This is a genomic window from Parendozoicomonas sp. 2304DJ65-17 (assembly GCF_058148445.1).
Genome location: NZ_JBYVJV010000002.1, coordinates 148,569 through 170,844, shown reverse-complemented (window position 1 = coordinate 170,844; position 22,276 = coordinate 148,569). Strand labels below are relative to the sequence as shown.

Annotated in this window: 13 protein-coding genes; all 13 read right to left on the bottom strand. The window is 50.0% G+C overall.

Going from position 1 to position 22,276, the window contains the following annotated elements:
• Positions 1 to 42 precede the first annotated feature (42 nt).
• A complete protein-coding gene (locus ACY2RR_RS05800) occupies positions 43 to 3,396 on the bottom strand; it encodes a SidE phosphodiesterase domain-containing protein (protein WP_490107193.1) in 3,354 nt (1,117 codons plus the stop codon).
• 346 nt (positions 3,397 to 3,742) lie between these two features.
• A complete protein-coding gene (locus ACY2RR_RS05795; protein WP_490107192.1) occupies positions 3,743 to 4,318 on the bottom strand; it encodes an electron transport complex protein RnfA in 576 nt (191 codons plus the stop codon).
• The gene (gene rsxE / locus ACY2RR_RS05790; protein ID WP_490107191.1) at positions 4,318 to 4,977 is read right to left on the bottom strand and encodes an electron transport complex subunit RsxE; all 660 of its coding nucleotides are present in this window, start codon (positions 4,975 to 4,977) and stop codon (positions 4,318 to 4,320) included. Before rsxE ends, ACY2RR_RS05795 begins: the two co-directional genes overlap by 1 nt.
• Complete coding sequence (locus ACY2RR_RS05785) at positions 4,974 to 5,678, bottom strand: RnfABCDGE type electron transport complex subunit G (protein ID WP_490107190.1); 705 nt, start codon at positions 5,676 to 5,678, stop codon at positions 4,974 to 4,976. The genes rsxE and ACY2RR_RS05785 overlap by 4 nt, the downstream gene beginning before the upstream one ends.
• Positions 5,675 to 6,751, bottom strand: coding sequence for an RnfABCDGE type electron transport complex subunit D (locus ACY2RR_RS05780; protein WP_490107189.1), 1,077 nt, complete (start codon positions 6,749 to 6,751; stop codon positions 5,675 to 5,677). Before ACY2RR_RS05780 ends, ACY2RR_RS05785 begins: the two co-directional genes overlap by 4 nt.
• Positions 6,752 to 6,768: 17 nt before the next feature.
• Positions 6,769 to 8,151, bottom strand: coding sequence for an electron transport complex subunit RsxC (gene rsxC / locus ACY2RR_RS05775; RefSeq protein ID WP_490107188.1), 1,383 nt, complete (start codon positions 8,149 to 8,151; stop codon positions 6,769 to 6,771).
• Positions 8,152 to 8,375: 224 nt separating this feature from the next.
• A complete protein-coding gene (locus tag ACY2RR_RS05770; RefSeq protein WP_490107187.1) occupies positions 8,376 to 13,358 on the bottom strand; it encodes a 2-oxoacid:acceptor oxidoreductase family protein in 4,983 nt (1,660 codons plus the stop codon).
• 178 nt (positions 13,359 to 13,536) lie between these two features.
• Positions 13,537 to 14,421, bottom strand: coding sequence for an RnfABCDGE type electron transport complex subunit B (locus ACY2RR_RS05765; RefSeq protein ID WP_490107186.1), 885 nt, complete (start codon positions 14,419 to 14,421; stop codon positions 13,537 to 13,539).
• 419 nt (positions 14,422 to 14,840) lie between these two features.
• Entirely contained in the window at positions 14,841 to 16,346 is a 1,506-nt protein-coding gene (locus tag ACY2RR_RS05760) for a surface lipoprotein assembly modifier (protein WP_490107185.1), read from the bottom strand.
• A 122-nt stretch (positions 16,347 to 16,468) separates the two neighbouring features.
• Positions 16,469 to 17,242 (bottom strand): Slam-dependent surface lipoprotein, encoded by a 774-nt coding sequence (locus ACY2RR_RS05755; protein ID WP_490107184.1) that lies wholly within the window; start codon positions 17,240 to 17,242, stop codon positions 16,469 to 16,471.
• Between the two features lie 137 nt (positions 17,243 to 17,379).
• A complete protein-coding gene (locus tag ACY2RR_RS05750; RefSeq protein WP_490107183.1) occupies positions 17,380 to 20,592 on the bottom strand; it encodes a TonB-dependent receptor in 3,213 nt (1,070 codons plus the stop codon).
• A gap of 174 nt (positions 20,593 to 20,766) precedes the next feature.
• Positions 20,767 to 21,708: a FecR domain-containing protein gene (locus ACY2RR_RS05745; protein ID WP_490107182.1), complete on the bottom strand. Its 942-nt coding sequence runs from the start codon at positions 21,706 to 21,708 to the stop codon at positions 20,767 to 20,769.
• Positions 21,708 to 22,220, bottom strand: a complete 513-nt coding sequence (locus tag ACY2RR_RS05740) for a sigma-70 family RNA polymerase sigma factor (protein WP_490107181.1) — start codon at positions 22,218 to 22,220, stop codon at positions 21,708 to 21,710. Before ACY2RR_RS05740 ends, ACY2RR_RS05745 begins: the two co-directional genes overlap by 1 nt.
• Positions 22,221 to 22,276 lie beyond the last annotated feature (56 nt).

The window sequence follows — 22,276 nt, the reverse complement described above, 5'->3', positions numbered from 1 at the left end:
TGCCAGAATAAAAGTGCTGACTGTTTCCTTTGTAAATACAGCTCAAACCTTCATAGGCAACACTTTAAAAAACGTCTTATCCCTCTCCCACTTGGCACGCAATTCTTCGTCCAGCACTTTCAGTCTCTCCTCACGCCTTTTCCGTTCGCTTTGGGCAAACGCCCCAGGCTTAAGAGACTCTTCTTCAGCTGGATCACTGCAATCCACCACCCGGAGATAACTCGCATGCTCGCCAGCCCAAGGGTAGCTCTTGCGGATAACTTTTAAATTGCGTTCCTTCAACACTTCTCTCAAGGCACCGGAACACTGTAAATCCAGCTGAGACAGAGTTCCCAACGGCCGCTGAACCTTAAAACCACCAGGGAGCATTTCACGAACTCTCTGAACAAGTTCATCAAACTGCGCAGACTGGGTAAACGTAACTCTTTGAAGAGGGGTTAAGCCTGAAATGGCCGGGCGCACAAATGCCATAAACTTTTCCAGGTCGTCATCATGGTAAATGACAGGTTTATCAACCGGAGTTCCAAGTTCCTTCTCGTGGTACGCGTGATACCCCAATTCCGCAGCAATACGACGACCAATTAATAATTCCTGTTCTCTCTGAATTCGTTGATAAACGTTCGAGTCGAAACTGATGACATATTGCCTCTTCTGGTTACTCGACGGACCATCTCTCAGGGCAAAGCGTTCTCCATAGCTCCCTTTATTACGGAAATCCGCTGGACAGCGTCCACCTGTCATAAACCCGAGATCCATCATGTTTTCCATACCAGCTATTAATTCACTTCTGAACTCAGCATCATTTTGGAAAACATCTTCCGGCATATCTGAGTAGTGGAGGTTAAAAGATTCCTTATCTTTTGGATCATCTGCAAAACTATCGTTAACTCTGGCACAACGAGTAATTTCCAAAGAATCTGCCATTCTGAGAATACGCCGGAACAGACGTTCCCGCGTTCCCTCTTGATCAGGAGAATAAGGCGGAACCACATCTTCTGTGGGCATACCGTTAACATTTTTGCTTCTCAGGGCTGAGACAACATCATCAAACAGTGCCTTATCTTCTTCAGGTATAAGCCCTTCCAAATCTCTCTTCATAGCTATGGAGGCATTAAGCTCTTCAAGCTTTTTATCCTCCACTTCTGCAGTTACATCGTGATAGAGCGCTGCATATTGCAACAACAGGCATGCCTTTGGTGTTAACCAGTTATTATCCAGACCATGCTTTCTAAACAGTTCGACCAGCCACCCTACATTCATTGCCGTGCGACATACATGATCAGCACCATGAATATCACGATAGAGTTGGTAACTCCTTCCAAACCGCAACCCATCAAAGATCTGCGCCTTTGAAGGCATAAGGTAATACTTATCCAGAATCTTCTGGGCATTCTCAGGTAGTGCCCAGAGATCTTTCAGGCCAAGAGTTTTTTGCTGATGACACCGATCTATTTCAGTTGCCAGCATATCCTCCACTGCAAGCCTTGAGACTGCCACTTTTTTACCAGGGTCAGATCTTGAAACTTTACCTTGAATAGCAAACACGCCTTTCGGCATTCTTTTTCCACGGCAGGAATCTATAAGTTCACTGCATCGCCTACAGAGAGACGCTATTGTTTCTTCTCGGGTTTTACCGGATTTAGTGGATTCCTTAACGTCAATTTCAATCGCCTTATCTATGAGGAAAAGCGCAACAGCTTCAGCCTTTCCCCTATACTTTCCCTCTGTATATTCCATTAGTTCGAAAGCTTCTACAGCCTGATCAAACGCGCCCACCTGGGATGTATCATGTAAGAAATTAACCAGTCGATTGAAGGTGTCTCGAACAATAGGTCTATCCACAGAAATAAATAGTGCAGTCATAACTGGCAACAGGTATTGCCCAGGGTTGGATATATCGGCTCCCGCCATATACAACTCAGCAGCCATCAAAGGGTTAGCAACAATTTGTTTGGGCTGAATAGTATAAATAGAGGGATTCAAGCCATTTTTAAGAAACTCCCTGCAAAGGCTCCAGTCCTGTATTAATGGATCTATTTTTTCCTCAATTTTTTTCAAATCACCGTACACCAGAGCAGGATCACACTCCCCTTCTATAGTGATTTCTCCACACTTATCAAACATGTATTCATTATGTTTTTTCACCAGAAGAACTGGTCTTACAGCACTACCACCAAAAAGCAGATCAATGAAGTTTAAATAGTCGGTACCAGAAAATTCACACTCGGGGTGGTTCACCTTTCTAATTAAGGCTCTAACTTCATCTCCCTTTTTGTCACCGCTTTCCAGTGCTTCATAACACTTCCACTCAGGGTTATTGAGCGCCTCGTACATCTTTCTGCAATGTTGAGTGCAGGCCATGGCTGCCCTCATGGCATCAAGTGGCCCCAGATAAAAGAAATATCGTGCGAAAACTGAGCGACGCAGACCAACTATTGAACACAGTTTATTCAGCTGAATAACAGCCTCTTCATACTCCCCACTTTCCAGGCCGGGTAGTTCACGGGGGTAACAAACCTGAATATCTGCTTTTTCATCGCTATAAAATACAAGAGCAAGAGGAGACTCAGGAGTACCGTATCTAGAGGCAAAGTCTTTCCAGAGTGGTGGTTGCCACGGTCGAAAAAGATCCTGAGCATCAATGATTAATGAAGAATAATCCTTTGTTCGATAGCCGGTGGTAACAATCTCACCGCCACCAAGGTAATAAAACTTTATGTAATCTATGGAGTCGACATGGGCAGATAACTCCTTTTTAAATTCCGAAGATGTATCGATACTCTTTGTATGAAAACCAGTATGGCGCCCTTTCTCATTAAAGTGACCTTCACTACGCCAGGGGTACATACTTCCCCATCGGCGAGAAATTTCGAGCCTTTTTTCCAAAAAAGCCTCAAAACTCTGCAGTGGTTTTCTATGGAGAAAAACATGTTCGTAAATCGCAGTGTAATCATTCCCCTTGGCAAATGGCGTTGAAGCATCGCCTTTGTAGGCCAACATCACTTCCAGATCCATCAAACCCAGATGGACATCGTAATGCCAAGCATCACAGAAGGTTGTACCTGTATGGATGTCTTTTCGAAGATCTCTTACAGGTCGGGGCTTTTGTTCTTCAGATTGGTAATCAAGCTCTGCGACTCGGTGAGATAGAGTCCAGAGAGCTTTTTTAGGATCAGGCCCAACCCCTTCTTCTTTTATGCGTACAAGATAACTCGGGGCTTTTTCTGTCAGTTGGCCATCTTTACGCCAGTAACCCATATGCACAGCTCGCAGAAAATAGTGCCCGCTTTCAAAGCAGCGAACAATTCGCCCAGCATGTCTGACCTCAGCATCGGTGCGCCCCCCCACTGCACTTCTGCCAGAAAGCGTGTTATGGCTACCGATACCATCCAGCATCCATACAACTCCTGCGTTGCAGTAGAATTGCTTGGACAGGGCAAACCTGAGAACGCTTACAGAGAGTTAGGGAAACTGTCTTGCCTGTCAGTCAGGGGATAACTGACAAAGAAAAAGCCAGCTTAAAGCTGGCTTTTTCTTTAACTCATTCGAGTCACACAATACTGCTTTGACTCACAGCATTTGCACATACTATTTCCACCGTCGTCCCTAAACGGGCCGCACTGGGGATTCTTGTTAGCAAATCTGCGATAGAGATGTTGAACAGTGATCCACCCGGCCGAAGCCAGGAAGATCACAGTTACAGCCAAAAGGTATTTCTCAATCATCGAGAATCCCTCAAGGGTTAGGCCAGGCCTGCAAAGCCCATAAAGGCCAGAGACAGTACGCCACCAATCATCAGAGTCATGGCTGCACCCTGAGCAATGTCAGGAGTCTTGGCCAGCTCCAGCTTCTCGCGGATACCCGCCATCAGCAGCAGTGCCAGGGTAAAGCCAGCGCCAGCGCCCAGCGCGAATACCAGGCTTTGAATAAAGCTGTACTCACGGGACGTCTGGAACAGAGTTAGACCGAGAATCGCACAGTTCGTGGTAATCAGCGGCAGGAAGATACCCAGAGCCTGGAACAGAGCCGGGCTGAACTTCTTCACAACCATCTCTACCAGCTGTACAGAGGATGCGATCACTGCGATGTAGCAGATCAAACGCAGGAACTCGATACCCAGTTCGCCCAGAATCCAGTTAATGGCAAAGGCTGCTGCGGAGCTCACCAACATTACGAAGGTGGTCGCCATACCCATGTTCAAGGATGTATCAACCTTGTTGGATACACCGAGAAACGGGCAGATACCGAGGAACATGGCCAGTACAAAGTTACTGACCACCGCCGCGTTCATGAAAATTGTAAACAGACTGTCGTCCATTATGCGGCACCTCCATTAACAGCAGCGTCGTTCAGCAGAGCCTGATCCTTACGCTTCTTGTTCCACGCGAACAAGATCAGCCAGCAACCCAGTACGAAGAATCCACCGGGTGGCAGAACCATCACAACCCATGGCTCAAAACCGGCAGGCATAATGCTTACACCGAACAGTGCGCCGGCACCCAGGATTTCACGTACCGCACCCATGCTCAGCAGAGCCAGGGTAAAGCCGATACCGGAACCAAAGCTGTTCACCACGGTAGCACCCAGCTTCTGGCGGGAAGCATAGGATTCTGCACGACCGAGAATTACACAGTTAGCAACGATCAACTGGATAAACGCACCCAGCGCGTTGTACAGATCAAGACTGATTGCCTGAATCAGGTAGTCAACGATGGTTACGAAGGTTGCGATAATCACAATGTAAGCAACGATCCGCACCTGCTTGGGAATAAAATTCCGGAAGATGGAGATCAGGGAGCTGGACATCACCAGTACGAAGGTGGTGGCCAGCCCCATGCTGATCGCGTTGATCGCAGAGTTGGTTACCGCCAGCGCCGGACACATACCCAGCAGCATGACGAATACCGGGTTTTCTTCCCAGATACCGCGCAGGAAAGTATCCGCGCTTATGTTTTCATATTCACCGGGCTTGCTCATTTGGCGCCCTCCGCTTCAATGAACGACAACTGGCTGTTAATCACAGGAACCATCTGCTGAGCTGCACCGTTAATCGCGTTACCAACAGCCTTGGAAGTGATTGTTGCGCCACTGATGGCGTCAATTTCCCAGGCGTGCTGCTTGTCGCCGTTCATTACGGTAACAATGGCATTCTCCAGTGCAGTACCCGCGTCGTTCAGCTTGGCAACCAGATTGTCGAAGTTGGCCAGGAATTTCTCATCAGTCACAACCTTGTCGCCCAGGCCGGGAGTCTCAGTCATGGTGAGAATCTGGTACTTCACAACCGCTTCTTTTGCCGGGCTGTAACCGAACATCACGTACACAGGGCCAGCGTAACCAGTGGCAACACCGGGAATGGCAACACCAACCAGTTTGCCCTGATCGTAACCACCGTAGATCAGCGTACCGGTCGCGCCTTCAGGAGCGACGGCCAGCTTGTCACCTTCCAGAATGAAGGTCTTGCTGGCAGTTGCGCCGGGCACTACGTTGAATACCGCAGCTTCGGTAGCAGCCTTTTTGTTGGCAGCGATATAAGGGTTCGCCCACTGCACAACCAGTACCACGAACAGACCGGACAACATGGCAATCACAGCCAGAGTACGGAACATGGCAAAGCTGGGAGGTGCAGGAATGTCGATCTTCTCTTCGTCAACATTCACTACTGGAATGGATTCGCTCATGCTTTGCCTCCATCCTTAGCAGGTTTGCGATAGCCGAATGGCTTCTCCTGGGTGAAGGTGTCGATCAGTGGCGCGCAGGCATTACCAATCAGCACTGCGTACATAGCACCTTCAGGCAGACTGCCGAACAGACGAATAATCACTGTCAGGAAGCCAATCATCAGGCCGAAGATCCACACGCCCTTCTCAGTCAGCGGCGTGCCAACCATATCGGTTGCCATAAATACGGCTGCCAACATCAGGCCACCGGAGAACAGCATGAAGACAGGAGAAGGATAAACGCTGGCGTCCATCAGCCAGAAAGGCAGACTGGTGAGAACAGTACCCAGCATAACGGCCGCAGGAATCTTCCAGCCCATTACGCCTTTGTAAACCAGCCATGCGCCACACAGCAGAATCAGCAGACCGGCCGTTTCACCGGAAGAACCGCTGACAGTACCGAACATCAGATCCGTTGCGCTGGCGAAATCGCTGCCAGTACCAATCATCTTCAGAGGAGTTGCACCACTCCAGCCGTCTACCTGGTTTTGAATCCAGCCAGAAGCATCGGCAGGCGTCATGAACGGGAACGCCAGAGACGATGGAATAAAGGAAGTGAAACGCTCAGGCAGGAACGCTGGTGTCCAGGTAGTAATGGAAACCGGGAACGCCGCCTGTGCAAAAGCACGACCAACCAGTGCAGGGTTGAATGGGTTCTGACCCAGACCACCAAACAGCACCTTACCCAGAGCAATCGCAACGAAACCTGCCAAGGCCGCCATCCACAGGGCGAAACCTGGTGGCAGAGTCAGGCCAAGCAGCAGACCGGTGATAACAACACTGCTTTCACGAGCCATTGCAGGCTTGCCAGCCAGACGATTGAACAGAGCTTCAGTCGCCATACACGACAGAGTGGTAGTGATCAGCAGCACCAAAGCACTGAGACCAAACAGCCAGATCGACCAGAGGCAGACAGGCAACAATGCCATCACTACGCTGGCCATGATCTGCCGGACCGTCAGCGTCTTTTTCAGATGCGGAGAGGTCCGGATTTTCATGGAGAGGCTTTTATGAGAGCCGGTGTGTCCAGACATACTATTAATTCCTCACTCTAAGCCGGCTGATTACGCTGACGGTGTGCACCTTTAGCCACACGGATCAGCTGGGTCAGAGGAATATTGGAGGGGCAGACATTGGCGCAGCAACCACACTCAAAGCAGTCCCACATGTGGAACTTGTCGGCCATCTCTTCGTAGCGATCGTTCTGAGCCAGGCGACCAAGCGTGCTGGGGTTCAGCATCATTGGGCAGGCTTCCACACAGGCACGACAGCCGATGCAGGGCATCTCTTCGCGCTCGTCTGGGGAAGGCAGAGCTTCAGGCGGGAATACCAGAACGCCGGTAATACCTTTCGTGGTCGCAATGTCAGTCGTGGCAATCGCGCCACCCATCATTGGTCCACCGAGGATGACCATACCCGGATCTTCCATCGCTTCAGCATGCTTAAGCAGCTCAGGTAGTGGAGTACCCAGAGGAACCAGATAGTTTCCGGGCTTGTTCACGCCCGGGCCACTGACGGTCACGATGCGTTCGATCAGGCCACGGCTTTCAGGAACCAGTTCGCCAATCTGGGCGAGAGTACCCACATTGAATACTGCGCAGCCGATGTCGGCAGGAATACCGCCACAAGGCACTTCCAGATCCAGAAGGCTCTTGATCAGCATCTTCTCAGCGCCCTGTGGGTACTGAGTCTTCACCGCTACACAGGTGATATCGCTGTTGTCGCCAGGCAGAGATGCAATCACCTTGTTAACATGGTTAACCGCATCCATCTTGTTATCTTCCACGCCAATAATCGCGCGGGTGGCACCGGTGGTTTTCATCGCCAGCCGGGTACCGCGAATCATATTCTCGGCATACTCGAGCATGATTCGATGGTCACAGGTCAGGAAAGGCTCACATTCGCAGCCATTACCGATAAGCGTGGTAATAGTCTTGCCCTTGGGCGCTTTCATCTTTACGTGGGTCGGGAATGCCGCACCACCAAGACCTACGACACCTGCATTCTGTACCGCGTTTACCAGATCATCCGCTGACATTTCATCTGTATTCACAGACTTGCTGTACAGCACTTCCTGGGTAGACGACGGCCAGGTTTTAATAATGATGGCCTTGCCTTTGGAGCCGTCAGGCATAGGCACAAGCCGGTCAACGGCAACAACTGTGCCGGTTACCGGAGCATGAATAGGCGCAGAAACAAAACCGCCCGCTTCAGCTACCAGTTCACCACGAACAACGTCCTGATCTTTCACCACAACAGGCTTGGCAGGAGCGCCACGATGCTGTGCCAGAGGCAGGATCATTTCCCGAGGGAATGGAATACGACGGATCGCTTTGTGTTCCGTCAGTTCTTTATTTTCTTCCGGATGAATACCGTGCCGAAAAGTACCTTTGGCACCGAATATCTGGAGAAAACCTTTTTGGGATTTCTTCATTGAAACAGTCCTGAAGGAACCAGTAAAAAGAGTTGGACAACTTCGGACAAAGCCGACAACTCCGATGCCAGAGGAGCCGGAGCTGGGTGTCATATTTTCAAAGACCAGGGATGGTCTGAGAGCAGCCTCAGGACAGGGACTGGCCTGCGGCGCGGAAAACATGATCCCAGTTCCGGCGCCAGCTTCTTGCTATCCATAAACAAGAAGCCAGCTCCTAACACTGATTACTGGAACTTCTCAGCTCGCTTGATCAGCTTCTCTACATCCTTCTCGCCCATGTCCATAGGCGCTCCAGGGTGCAGGCAGCCAGCTGGGCACTTCTCAGCCGCTTTAACGATATCCTTGAATGGACCCGCTGCCGCGTTCAGTACGAAAGCAGTACCGTCGCTGTCGTTCTTGCCAAAGATGCTGGAGTTGATGTTGATACAGTCATCACATGCCGTACATTCGCCAGACTCAATCCATGCTGCATCACCAGACGCTGCCGCAGCAGGTGCAGGAGCCGCATCGGAAGAAGCAGTTGCGATGATGTTTGCAGCAGGTGCTGCAGCCACATTGCCGTTAGCCAGACCCTGGATAGCCGCGATAGCAGCGCCAGCAGTTTCAGCGCGGGCCTTCTCTTCAGCTTCCTTGATAGCGTTAACGGTGTCCTGACCGGTAATGCTGCGCAGCTGGTTCCAGAAGTGAACACGCTCTTCTGTAGACTTAACCATTGGCTCAGCACACAGAACACGCTGAAGGTTGTTGTTCTTGTCAGTACCCATCACGTACGGGAACAGACCTTCACGATCTTCTTCAGACATTTCGACGAACTCGTGCATTGGCACCATGTCATCGTTCCAGGTATCAACTGGTGCAACCTTGAAGTGCTTGGCAAAGCGGGCTTCAGTCATCGCGAAGTCAGCGAAGGTCAGAGGCAGAACCATCTTCTGTTCTTTACCGCTTTCATCGGTGTACAAAATGGTTTGTTCTAGCCACTTCTTATCCAGACCAGCGTTACCTTCCAGGCTGGAGCATTCGATGATGCTGTCACCGTGGTCAGGGTTGTAGCTGAACAGTGGGTAAGCACGGGAATCAACCGCAACCTTAGCCTGGGTCTTGGCTACATCATCTGGTACACCGTGCTCAGCCGGGCATACGCAGTAGATGTTGAACAGCGCAGGACGACGAGCGTTCAGACCATCAACAAAACCTTCCAGCAGGTGGGTGGTGTGAGAGATGGAGCTCTGCAGGATGTAAGAAGTACGGTGAGCCATACCGATCAGGCTGATCTCTTTCCGCTTCTCTTCGATCTTGCCTGGCTTGGCCTTACCGTATGGGCTCATGTCAGCAACCTGACCCACGAAGGAAGACGTACAAGCCTGACCACCAGTGTTGGAGTACACCTGGGTATCCAGAACCAGCACCTTCAGAGGGTGGCCGGAAGCCAGCAGACGAGACATGTTCTGGAAGCCGATGTCGTACATCGCACCGTCACCACCGATAGCCACGATTGGTGGGCACAGGTGGAATTCTTCGTCGCTGAAATCTCTCCAGTTCAGGTGAGTGAAGAAATCATCATGCTTGGCGAAGTCATAACCTTCAGTCAGTTCGATCTTGGCCTGACGCAGCAGCTTGAAGCCGTCTGCCATCTTGGACATGTGGCCTTCGAAGATACCCATTGCCAGAGACGGGCTGTCCTGGAACAGGTGGTTGGCCCATGGGAACGGATAAGGGTTGTATGGGTAGGTAGCGCCCCAAACAGAAGTACAACCAGTTGCGTTGGTAGCACCCATGAACGCACGACCAGTGCCGTGGTTACCATCAGTGTACAACCACTTGAGGTGCTTCAGTTTTTCCATCAGCTGAGTCACCCAACGCAGCCACTTGGCGTCGATAGGCTTATCAGAGCTCTGACCCATGCTTTCGGTCAGACCGGACAGAGTCAGGTCGTGGCCCTTGTGCTCTTCGATCGCCTTGGCAACAGCCTGGGTGTCGGAGAAATCAACGTCACCGGCCAGCTTCATGCGAACGTGAGTTTCGAGCTGGGCAACCAGAGTGTCGATCTCAGCCAGGTGCTTCTTGACGCGAGGCTGCATCAGGGAGCTCATGGTGCTGGTGAACAGGTGGATAACAGTCTTTTCAGCACAGCCCAGACACGCACCGTCACCGGATACGGTTGCCATGTAGCTGTCTTTGTTCATCAGCATGGTTTCCAGCGCACCAACCTTCTCGTCCAGATCGTCGATACGGTTGAACTGTGCACCAGTGGTAGGCAGATCGTTCCAGAATTCCCAGTTCTTGCGAATACGTGCAACGTCTTCTTCAGTCTGAGGAGTCGCAACCAGTGCGCCATCCTTACAAACCTTCACACACTCCATGCAACCCTTACAGGTCATTGGGTTCAGTGTGATGGAGAACAGACCGCCGGAGCCCTTCTGCTTCTTCTCCATGTTGGTGTAGTAAGGCTTGGTGATAGCGAAGCCAAAGTCACCAACAACATCCAGGAACAGAGCGAATTCTTTTTCCAGAGAAGACTTCTTCTTCTCGTCTTTCTCATCAGCCAGGCGTTCCAGAACAGCCTGGTCGATCAGACGGGAAACGTTAGCCGCTTCGCCCTGCTGGTCTACCAGAGTGCGAACACGTTTCTCAAGAGCGCGGGTTTCACGACGCAGGTACATGGTAGGCATGCCCTTGGTCTCAACCCGGTCAACTGCAGTCTTGAACACTTCTTCCAGAGTGTTGGCCAGACCTGGCAGAGCACTGTCAGGACAGATGGTGTAGCAGTCGCCACAGGCAGTACACTTCTCAGGAATGTACTGTGGGTATTCGAAGCGGATCTGGGTCATGTCACGGTATACACCGGTGCCCGCAGGCATCAGAGACATGGACATGTTTGGATCGGCTGGGTTGTCGTTACCCTGCCCCTTCACGTAGAAGGAACCGGCCTTGTCCCAGAAATCGTGCAGAGAGGTCTGAGGGTTAGTGGACTCAGGCGCGCGGCTCAGCATGACTGGCAGCTTCTCTTCACGACGAACCTGTTCTTCCTGAACACCAACAACCTTATTGGTGATTTCCTGAACTTCGTCGAAACCACGGCGTACAACACGGATGTTGTCAGTTACGATGCGGTCGCCCTTATGGCCGAACTTGGCACGCAGTTGACCTTCGATCGCTTTGAACAGGCCTTCTTCGGTCAGGCCGGCTTTTTCCATCAACGGAGAAGCGGCGAAGAAGGAGCCCTGGAACACGTTACCCTGCATACGGAACTGCAGTTCCGCGTTGGACGCTTCTTCACGAGCAACCTTGAAGCCGTCGATAAAGAATACGTGGATGTTGCGGTCAACGATTTCCTGCTGAAACTTACGAGGAATCTTGGCCCAAACCTTGTCCTGATCAGTTTCTTCGCTCTGAATAATGAAGGTACCACCTTCTTTCAGGCCAGCCAGAGGGTTGGAGTGGCTGAATACCTTCGCGTCAGGAGACATAACCACGTCAACGTAAGTATGCTCACAGTTGATGCGAATAGGCTCAGGCGCAGCAGACAGGTAGTAAGTGGTCGGCATGCCCTTCTTTTCAGAACCGTACTTGGGATTCGCACGGATGTCATAACCCAGCAGATCATACAGGGTCATGGACAGGTTCTTACCGGTGGTGATCATGCCCCAGCCGCCGATGGAGTGCATGCGAACAGTGATCGCACCTTCAGGCAGCAGGTTGGGGTTTTCGGAACCCTTGAGGGACAGTTCCTTAACTTGAGGATACGCGTCCAGGATTTCCTGACGACGGATCTCGTCTTTCGGGTTAGCGGCCACGTCACGCACGAAGTCGATACCCAGATAGAAGAATGGCTTCTGTGCACCATCATCCAGCATGTTTTCGATAGCAGCGATTACGCCTTCAGGCTGGAAGTCGCGGGAACCCAGGCCGTAGCAGCCGGAGTACATGCGAGGAGCGTCAGCAGCGCCGAAGCTATCGTAGTCTGGGTAAGGTTTCTTGCCTTCCTGCCCTTGTGTAACGGCGAGGCCGTTTTCGATGCACTTAGTCAAAACCGCGCGCATTTCACGAATAATTGGCAGGTCTTCTGCCAGAGGCTGGTCGGTACGTTCCAGTACGCAAACACCCTTACGGCCTTTCAGTGCTTTACCCAGCAAATCGCCTGGGAAAGGACGGAACATGGTCAGGTTAACCACACCCATCTTGATGCCACGCTTCTCACGCAGGTAATCAGCAACAGCGTTCGCCTGCAGAGGCATGGAGCCCTGGCCAACGATTACGTATTCAGCGTCTTCCATCTTGTAGAAGGCAGCACGCTCATACTTACGACCAGTCAGCTGGTAGTACTCTTCCATGCACTGGTCAGTGATGTCTTGAATGTGCTCGAAGAAGTAAGGACGCTGTGCAGCAACAGACTGCATGTAAGCATCCTGGTTCTGTACAGGGCCAGCAACGATGGGGTTATCCACGTCCCACAACTCAGGTACACGACGGCGCTTAGGGCCGTAGATCATCTTCTGGGCTGGCGTTGGGCAGTCAATGATGTCGTCTGGACGACCACAGAATTCTTCAACCAGCTCACGCTCTGGAACCATAACGGGCTCGATCAGGTGAGTAGTCAAGAAGCCGTCCTGAGCAACGATGGCTGGAGTCAGAGCCATCTCGGCAATCTTACGGCCGATCAGGTTAAGGTCAGCTGCTTCCTGGGCAGTGGCACCGAACAGCTGGAAGAATCCAGTGTCGTCTACACAGTGATAGTCATCGTGGGAACAGTGAACGTTCAGGGTAGACTTGGTCATGGCACGTGCGCCTACGTTCAGAACGTAAGGCAGACGCTTACCTACCGCTGCGTACAGGGATTCGTGCATGTACGCGATACCCTGAGCGGAGGAGAAGTTGGTGGCACGCAGACCGGACATGGACATACCGGCGGTTACCGCGGCGGCAGCATGCTCGGATTCAGGCTCAACGAAGATCAGCGGCTTACCGCCAACGTTTACGTGGCCCTTGGCAGATTCCATTGCCCAGTATTCACCCATCTGAGTAGATGGAGTGATGGGATAGGCGCCTGCGGCGTCGGAAGCTTCCCGTTCACACATGATAACGGCAGTGTTGCCGTCCATCGCCATGCGTTTTCCGGGGTACTTTACTTTACTAAGAGCAACTTTGTGGTCAGGTTCTTTAGTCACGGTGTCTACCCAAGTTAACTGGCCGTATCTGAATACCGCCATCTAAGGAGTAATCACTTAATCAAACAGACATTTCCTGAGTAGCCACTTGAGGGGGAGGCTTAAAATAACAATCTAATAATGATTGCTATTGATAAATGTCTGTTTCATCACCAGGCTGCTTTCTTCTTGAGAGAAAAGAAAACAGTCAATTAAACTTCACAGAATTGTCAGCAATTGGTCAGGCTGCTTTTAAAGGATCTTTACGGATCACTTTCTTAGCGGCATCGCCTTTAATAACCTTGCCGTTTTCCATCCAAACAATTGCGCCTGTTGGGCAACGTTGAATAGCGTTTTGGCTTGCTTTATCATTTTGCGAATAATCAATCGTGGCCAGATTATTGGTCATGGCAATCAGGCCATCCGCAGCATCAGCAACACAGCGGGTGCAGGCATTACAGGCCACATCACAATCGGCTTCTGCCTTTTCCCCATGCTCCAGGTTCTTACAGGCAACCCACAGTTTGTGGCTGACTGGATGAATGGAGAAAAGGAAACGTGGGCAGGCGTCTACGCAGTCACCACAAGCTGTACACTTTTCTTCATCAACTACTGGAAGGCCGTTGGCATCCATAGTGATTGCATCGAAAGTGCAGACATGGGAACAGTCACCCATGCCCAGACAGCCCCAGCTGCAACCCTTGCCACCACCGGCAACAAGGTCAGCGGCACGACAGCTGTCCAGCCCTTTGTAGCGTGCGCGCTGCCAGGCCACGTGATTGCCGCCGGCACAGGCCAGACGGGGCAAACGCTTTTCCTGTGCGCTCATGGCTACGCCAAGGCTGTCAGCGATCAGCTGGTTCATATCATCACTGTTCGCGGTGCACTGGGAGGGTTGAAAATCACCGGTTACCAAGCCTTCTGCAAAGGCATGACAGCCAGGCTGACCGCAAGCGCCGCAGTTGGCCTTGGGCAGCATGTTCTCAACTTCTTCTATGCGGGGGTCTTCGTAAACGTAGAGACGTTTATTAGCCAGCACGAGCAGAATAGCCAAAATACCCCCAAGGGCGGCCATGAATACTGTTGCGCTGACGATCGTCAAGTTAGTGGTCAAGCTGGCATCCAAGGTAATTCTCCTCCCAGAAGCCATCTGAGAATGTCAGGAATATCGGATTCAGTTGAAAATCAAAATCAAAAGCTACCCGTTAACCTCCGAAATTACGGTGATTAATGATTGGTCTTGTTTGATTTTGCTCAACGATTATTGATTAGTTTTTTTATTGTTGAATTGACGTGAGTCATTAACATGACCTGAGGTGTTAACTACGTATGCGTGGAGTTAATAAATTTTATACTTAAAGCTATAAATAAGAACAACTAGGCATTATTTTCTTTATTAAATTCCTACAACATGTCTATTTTTATTTAAACAATTATTTAGTCTTCAACTTTATTTGATGATATTGATTATCAAATAACAATCAATATCATTTGCAACATATTAACTCTTATCTTTTCTACACATTTCACTTATTAAAAATAGCTCTAAAAATTCTTTTCGACTTTAAAGTTTATGCTGTTTTTCTTATAGCTATACAGCCAGTCAACGTTACTCACTATGCGACTATGCCTGAGTGCTAAACTGGGCTTAATTCCTGCAAACTGCCAGCGGGGGGCACTGACAATCAAAGTATAATTCTGCTCCTTGTCCTTCCGCTGTTCTCCAAGCAAGGCGTTAAAGTCACGATATTCTCTGGTGCGAAACGAAGTAAACAACGACAGTCTGATACCTTTCACTGGCGAACCAACCGTGCCTGCCCGTAGCCCTTCCAGGTCGTAAGCCAGTGCATCCTGTTCATTATTCTTGCGGGAGTAATCTGCACCACCAAACAAAAGCCAGCCGTTATTCAGCCGATGATAAACCGTGACATAACCTGAGTGCTGGCTGCCGTTGTCGAACTGGTGTTCTTCGCTACGATAACGAATATCTTTGTAATCTGTTTCCAGCTTTAGAGCAGTTTGAGGAGTGAAGCTGTGCAACCAGTCTGCACTAACGCCCCAGGCATCGTACAGGCTGTTATTATCTTTGGTTTTATACTCGTACAACGGGCCGATGTAGTACTGGTTTACAGCATTGTGATAGCTGTAACCCAGTTTGGTTTGAATCGTGCTCTCATTGTACTGACTGTGGTCTTTATAACTGGTGCCATAAGCCAGTGTCCGCAGCTGCAGGCCATGATGACCTTTCAGGGAAAAGCGTTTATTCAAAGAAGCTTCAAGCTCGAGAGTTCTGGCAGAGATTGCTTCCGGTGTGCTGCGCTCAAACAAACAGATTGAGCCTATCCGTCGCAGGCAGGTACTACTCTCTGATGACTGATTAATGTTATCGCTGTAACCTGGCCCTAATGCCAGAGAACCCTGCCAGGAATCCCGCAGCTCAAGTGCCCGAATAAAACTGACAATTGTCTTCTTTACCCCTTCTGCCCTTGGGTCGCTCGTCGGCAAGCTTGCCTGAATGGTCTGAAACAGCTCCAGTGCCTCAGAATTCTTATGGTCTTCAAACAGAACTCTGGCCAGCTCCAGACGGCCAGGCAAAAAGCCCGACTGCAATGCGAGTAATTTACGGTACTGAATTTCTGCCTCAGCAAAGTCTTTCTGGTTACGGGCCAAAGCACCCTGCGCATAGTGCACCAGCATCGGATCCCGACCAGGTATCACCTGGTAACGGCCGAGAAATTCTTCCGCTGCCTGCCACTTTTGATGTTTGATCGCCAGATAAAGTGCCTGCCCTAAATCATCGACAGTATTTTTCACACTATAGGTATCACCATTAATGGTGAACTGCGACTGCTGAGCCTGCTCTCTCTCCAACTCTTCCTTTAATACCTCTTGCTCCTGAGCATTCGCATTAATCTCCAGGTTCTGCTGCAGACGCAGGTCTGTGTCTTCATCTGCTGATAGAGGTGTTACAACAAAACAAAGAACAACAATTATTCTTATAAGAAGTGAAAAGCAGATGTTTTTTTCGTATGAAGATACAGCTTGATTCATAAAACCCGGTTAACCGTAATAGAGCCGGGCAAAGGCTTGAGACACAAGAACCCCTGCCCGGATTATGCGTTTTCACGCATAAGGGCATCCGCTAAATACACGGACTGTTTTTGGTTTAGCTTTTAATTTTTGCTACCACCGAAGGCAGTATCCAGCTTGCGGTTGCTGCTGAACTCAGCGATACCAGCCAGTGCGGCAGCATCAGCACCGAAGAAGTGACCTTCAGTTGAGCCAAAACCGAACCCTGCTGCACCAGTAGACAGCGCAGTACCATTAAAGGCTGCAGTGCTGCTATTGATGTTTGCATTGATCTGAAGATTTTGCTGGCTATTAGCGATTGCTCCAGACAGAGTCTGCGCACCAAAGTTAGCTGTGAGAGTACCGCTCAGAGCATTGTTCTGGGCTGGGTCGAAGTGATTAAGGCCTGTGACGGAGTAAGTTGCTACGCCACTGGTCGGAACAGTTGTACCGGTATCATCACCGATATAGTACACGGAGCGGTTACCATCATTGCTGCCAGCACCGGTGATATCTTCGGCCCACTCACCGAACCACACATCACCACTGCCTGCACGGGCAAAGTTGAAGGTGGATTCAGCATTACCATGGTCGCCGTCATCTGGCAGTTCTGGCAAGGTGTACACATCGCCAGTTTTGATAATGGCAGAAGCGGTTGTCAGGCCTTCAAAGTCAGCCTTGAAAGCATTACCGATAAAACCAACACCGATACCGGCCTTACCGGAAGTATGAGGGCCGAAAGGTACATTGGATTCACCAACATGTACGTTACCACTAAAGAAACCACCATAGGTTTCGGTACCATCAAAACCAGCGTGGGCCAGAGAACCTGCAGCAAGAGCGGCAGCAGCAACAGCTGTTAATGCAATTTTCTTCATTGGTCTTCTCTCTTTTATTTATAAACGTTGTTTTGCAATGGGTTCGTCCCTGAACCCGCAGGCTTCCCTGCACCGTTGTGCACTTTGCCTGAGCAAAGCCACTAACCTTTTTCAAGCCACATCAAAACCAGCTGCGGTTAAAAACTGGCTGAAAGGCTTAATTTGATTGTCCGACCTGGCGCTGGCAGCAAAGACGTGCTGGTTGGCTCTACGTAATAGAGATTGGTCAGGTTGGTACCTACCAGCTCAGCTTTGAGGTTTTCCATAAAGGTGTACTTTACGTAAGCATCGAAGGTGGTAGCGTTATCTCGTTTGATGGGCTCGTCATTATGGCTGGCCGCGGTGTAGTTGGTGCGCAGACCAGTTTCCAGAGTTTTGTTCAGGAAGCGGGCACCAATCAGCCAGCTGGCGGAGTATTCAGGAATAACCCTTACTCCTAGATAGCTACCCGCCAATGACGGTGGGAAGCCGCCACGGGCACACTTGTTATCCAGCTCTTTTACAACAGCACTGTGCTCATCACAGACTTCATCTTCGAAGATGTAACTTGCGCCCAGATCAGTGAAGAACTGCCCATTATCGTAACGCCCCTGGAATTCCATTCCCCGGGTATGGCGCTTTTCAATATTGCTGAACCCTTCATTGATACTTACCCGGTCAATTGCGTCTTCTGTCAGGTTATCGAAGTAGGCCAGCTTGATATCCCCTTGATCAAAGCTGTAGATATAGCCCAGTTCATAGTTAAAGCTATGTTCAGGCTTAAGATCGGTGTACGGATTGCTGTTGCTGGAGAAACCCCGAGTACTTTCGAACAGGCTGGGGAAGCGCAGGGCTTCGGTATAACGGAAGTACACACGATTATTGTCGTTAATCTGGTAAGCCACAGAAACAGCGGGTGCCCAGCCATCAGATTCCTGAGTGGAGTTGTCTGCCGCTACATTTGTACTGCTCACCCCCGTGCGCGTGGCTACACAACTGCCTTCCACATAGTTCGGCACAGTTTGGGAGTTAATAGTATTACAGGGGTTATCAGCAAAGCTGAACTTGCCATCAGCCCCTCGCGCCCAGGTTGTGGTTTTGACCTGTTCAGTCGGAGGCTGGCTATTAATCCGGGCTGTTTCTGTTGCCAACTCTGCCTGAATATTGGCCTCTATATCGGCATCAGTCAGCGAACCACTCAGGAAATCGATTTCGGTATTCAGGGCTGCAATTTGATCCAGAATACGTTGCTGATCAGCAGGTGGGAAAAAGTTCCAGAACGGCCCGTCACGAACATCAATTAATCCCTGACGCTGGGCAATCTGAGATTGCAAACGGCTGGCTTTATCAGCAGCCGTTAACCCTGTTAAGGGTGGAGCTGCAGCACGAATACGCTCTTCTGCTTCTGCAATTTGTGCGCCTTTCTGCTCTTGGGAAAGCTCCTCCAGAACTTTGTATTGCACCTGATAACCACTGTCTTTGGAGACAGTACTCTGATTGGTATCCCCATTATCGATACGATTCTGCAGATAGTCATCTTTCGCCCGGTAATAGGTGTACCGGGCACCGGCGGTAATTTCCAGTGGGTTAATTGGCTGCCATTTGAAATTAAAGCTGCCATTAAATTCCTGACGGTGCCCGGCTCTTAATTCCCCGGGGTTTTCCAAGTCATCAAGAGAGGAGACATTCGGCAGTCCATCGCTGGGGCGCAGCTTGTGGTATTGATAACTGGATGCCAGAGCCAACCCCAGAGTATCGTTCAGCTGCATATCATTACTGCTATCAACACCAAAACGATACTCTTTCGAATCCGCCAGTGTGGAATTAATAATGATGGGATTATCAGCACCTGCAAAGTTTGGGTAGCCATTACCAGTGTTGGTTTTACTGCGGGTAAAGGTAGCCCAGATATTGTTCTTCATATTTAACAGTGGATTGGCAGGATTCCACCGATGCCGGAGGTTCACCGCCTCCGACTTGACCGTACTGAGCGGCCATTGTGCTAACCGATTGTTCTCACGGGTACCTGTGCGAGAGGCCAGAATATCGCCAAAGGTCGATTCGGTATGACGAAGCCCCAGTTCTACAACCTGGTCGTCACTGAAGTTGTATGTACCCTTGAATAACCAGGATTCCATTTCACTGGAAGTATTCGGCACTTCTTCACCCGGGCGATATATCTGGGCCATCTCCTGAGTTGGGAAACTGCGGTTGATATCCGCCGTCGTGTCAGCCCCTGGGGTGCTGTAATAACCTTCTTTATTTTTACCGGCGAAATAATTCCCTGAACGACGGTAGGCATAGGCACCAAGCAGTTCCAGCTTATCAATGCGCTTGGCCAGAGCCAGGCGCCAGGCATAATCATCCCCGGATAGCAGATTGCTGTTAGGGTGATCATCCGGCTCTACAAACAGGGCTGGGTCAGCGTTATGAGGTAATGGTGTTGAGCTGCCATTGACTAGCCGATCTTTATAAGGAGAGGTTTCTTTATAGTTCTGCCCTGTATACAGCGTTGGTTCATTAGGCGACGTAGTGTTGTTACTGCCTTCAACTAACAACTCAACACCATAATCCTGACCTGGTTTGATAACGTCAGCGGCTGAAAGAGTATTCACTACCACAGCACCACCAATACCGGAGGTGGTATCCAGAGATGGGCCTTTCTGAACCTGGATATTACTGATCAGATTGGGGTCAAGATAGCTGCGACTGGACGTGCCACGATAACCTCGGTTTACTGTCACAGCCTGCTCGGTACCATCTATACGCACCGGCACTTTTCCCGGCCCCTGCACACCACGAATATTGGGCTCGATAGCACCACCGTTGCGGCCATCACCACCTGTCACGCCAGGCATAGATTTCAATACATCAGCAGGGTTAGAGCCTTTGAAACGCTCAACTTCTTCCTTGCTCAGATAAACTGTTGACCGGTTCTGGTCATAAACCGCATCTTCACCTGCCTGATCCCGCTCGGCACCAGTCATAGCCAGAGCAGACACTTTTACAGGAGCGAGAATCGTTACACCTTTCTTCGGGTTATGGAGACGATAAGAGCCGTCTTCCTGTCTTAACGGAGTAATTCCGGTATTACGGAGAAGTTCCTGCAATCCCTGATCAGCCGTGTACTCCCCTTGCAAACCTGGGCTTGTTAAACCTTGTGAGAGGCTCGAGTCCAGATGGAAACGAATTCCTGCCTTAAGCGCAAAGGAATTCAATACCTGATCCAAGTTACCTGCGGGAATATTAAACTGCTGCGCACTGACAACAGCCTGTTCTGCCGTTGCCTGAGAGGGTGCAAGCAACAAGGGGGTCGCAGTTAAAACCGCGAGAGAAAGCGGTTTCAAACTGTGCTTAATACGGAACTTCATCCTGTACAGCCTTGTAATTCTTATGTGTTGTTATTGCGTGTTCATTTCCTTTACCGAACAGGAATCCAAAACCCGTAAAAGAATTTTCAAATTTTTATTTTTGTTTTAACCGACTCAAAACTGCACCGGTTCAAGGCAAGAACAAAGAGTGATAAAAGTTGACCCGTAGAAACTTTAACGACGAGAAACCAGCACCAGATAACGAGTGAGATAACTTATATCCAGCGGCAATATATTGCTGAGATGTTGCAGAGTCTGGTCAGTATCCTTAAGGTCAAAAATACCTGTAACCTGCAAGCCGCTGAGCCCTGGTGCAGTTCTTACGACGCCTGCCCTGTAGCGAGACAACTCTTCAATAAACACTGGCAGAGGCATACGGGTAGCCACAAGAAGTTGACGCAGCCAGGCATCATCAGTATCAGAGTTTTTGCCTTTGTCACTGACTCTTGAATTTGTGAATGATGCGTTTTCTCCGGCAGAGAGTACTGCCTCGCGTGAAGAGTTCTCAGGTATCAGCTGTACACGCCCCTCAAACACTTTTACCTGAGTTTGAGACTCATCTTGCCGAACAGAAAAACGTGTACCAATTGGAACTACTGCCCCCTGCCGACTATTCAACCGAAGTGGCGAACTGTAATTATCTCCGGTTGTCACCATAACCTCACCGGAAATCAAATGTAGTTCTCTCTTAGCCTTCTTGATATCAACAAAAATTCGGGTAGCAGTATTAAGAATAAGGCCAGTGCCATCTTTTAACTTGACCGTTTTTATTTCACCGGCAGCAGTCGCATATTCTATTCCGGAAAGTTTCATATCCCATTGATAGCGCTGGTATAAGCCACCAGCCCCAAGAGCAAGACCGGTATATATCAATGCCTGACGACGAGTCAGCGTCGTCTTCGTGCTTAGAATTTGCTGCCCCAGTTTGTTATCGGGTAGTTGCCTGAAACGATTTTGTAGTTGTTCAACTTGTTGCCAGGCATCTTCATTATCCGGATTGGCCTGACGCCATTGAGATAAGGAGCGGCGATCATGGTCGGATACATCATCGGCTAACATCCGAGCAGCCCATAGCGATGCCTGCTCGACAGATTCAACAGATATGCGCCGTTTCATCAGGCCTCCATGGTTGCCATCATGCAAGCCTGCAGAGCCTTGGCCACATACTTTTCCACAGAAGAGACTGATACCTGTAAGCGATTGGCAATATCCCTGTAGCTCAACCCTTCCAGTTGCCGCATCAACAAAGCCTGCCGTGCTTTAGTCGGCAAATTGTGAAGCAAGGTATCAATCTCAACCAGCGCTTCCATCGCCTGAGTTTGTGCTTCCGGTGATGGGAAGTGAACTTCAGGCTGCTGCTCCAGATATTCCAGGTAGGCCTGTTCAATACGACGGCGGCGGTATAAATCAATCGCTAAGCCCTTGGCGATGTGAGTCAGGAACTGACGTGATTCATGAGCCGGTGGAAGAGAGGGGCGGGTCATCACCCGTAAGTAGGTATCCTGCAGAAGATCGGCGGTTGTTTCCGGACACCCCAGTTTCTTCTGCAAGAACGCTGACAACCAGTTTTTATGCTCAGAATAAAGTTGTCCAACCTGCGCCATTGAAACTGTGCTGGCTGCCGACATGGTAACTCCCCCTTTACACCCGGACTGTCACAACTTTGCAAATGATAATTATTATC

What these genes read in the sequence shown, in the direction of transcription:
- ACY2RR_RS05800 (WP_490107193.1), bottom strand. Translation starts at nt 3,396, where the DNA reads ATGCTGGATGGTATCGGTAGCCATAACACGCTTTCTGGCAGAAGTGCA.
- ACY2RR_RS05795 (WP_490107192.1), bottom strand. Translation starts at nt 4,318, where the DNA reads ATGGACGACAGTCTGTTTACAATTTTCATGAACGCGGCGGTGGTCAGT.
- rsxE (WP_490107191.1), bottom strand. Translation starts at nt 4,977, where the DNA reads ATGAGCAAGCCCGGTGAATATGAAAACATAAGCGCGGATACTTTCCTG.
- ACY2RR_RS05785 (WP_490107190.1), bottom strand. Translation starts at nt 5,678, where the DNA reads ATGAGCGAATCCATTCCAGTAGTGAATGTTGACGAAGAGAAGATCGAC.
- ACY2RR_RS05780 (WP_490107189.1), bottom strand. Translation starts at nt 6,751, where the DNA reads ATGTCTGGACACACCGGCTCTCATAAAAGCCTCTCCATGAAAATCCGG.
- rsxC (WP_490107188.1), bottom strand. Translation starts at nt 8,151, where the DNA reads ATGAAGAAATCCCAAAAAGGTTTTCTCCAGATATTCGGTGCCAAAGGT.
- ACY2RR_RS05770 (WP_490107187.1), bottom strand. Translation starts at nt 13,358, where the DNA reads ATGGCGGTATTCAGATACGGCCAGTTAACTTGGGTAGACACCGTGACT.
- ACY2RR_RS05760 (WP_490107185.1), bottom strand. Translation starts at nt 16,346, where the DNA reads ATGAATCAAGCTGTATCTTCATACGAAAAAAACATCTGCTTTTCACTT.
- ACY2RR_RS05755 (WP_490107184.1), bottom strand. Translation starts at nt 17,242, where the DNA reads ATGAAGAAAATTGCATTAACAGCTGTTGCTGCTGCCGCTCTTGCTGCA.
- ACY2RR_RS05750 (WP_490107183.1), bottom strand. Translation starts at nt 20,592, where the DNA reads ATGAAGTTCCGTATTAAGCACAGTTTGAAACCGCTTTCTCTCGCGGTT.
- ACY2RR_RS05745 (WP_490107182.1), bottom strand. Translation starts at nt 21,708, where the DNA reads ATGAAACGGCGCATATCTGTTGAATCTGTCGAGCAGGCATCGCTATGG.
- ACY2RR_RS05740 (WP_490107181.1), bottom strand. Translation starts at nt 22,220, where the DNA reads ATGTCGGCAGCCAGCACAGTTTCAATGGCGCAGGTTGGACAACTTTAT.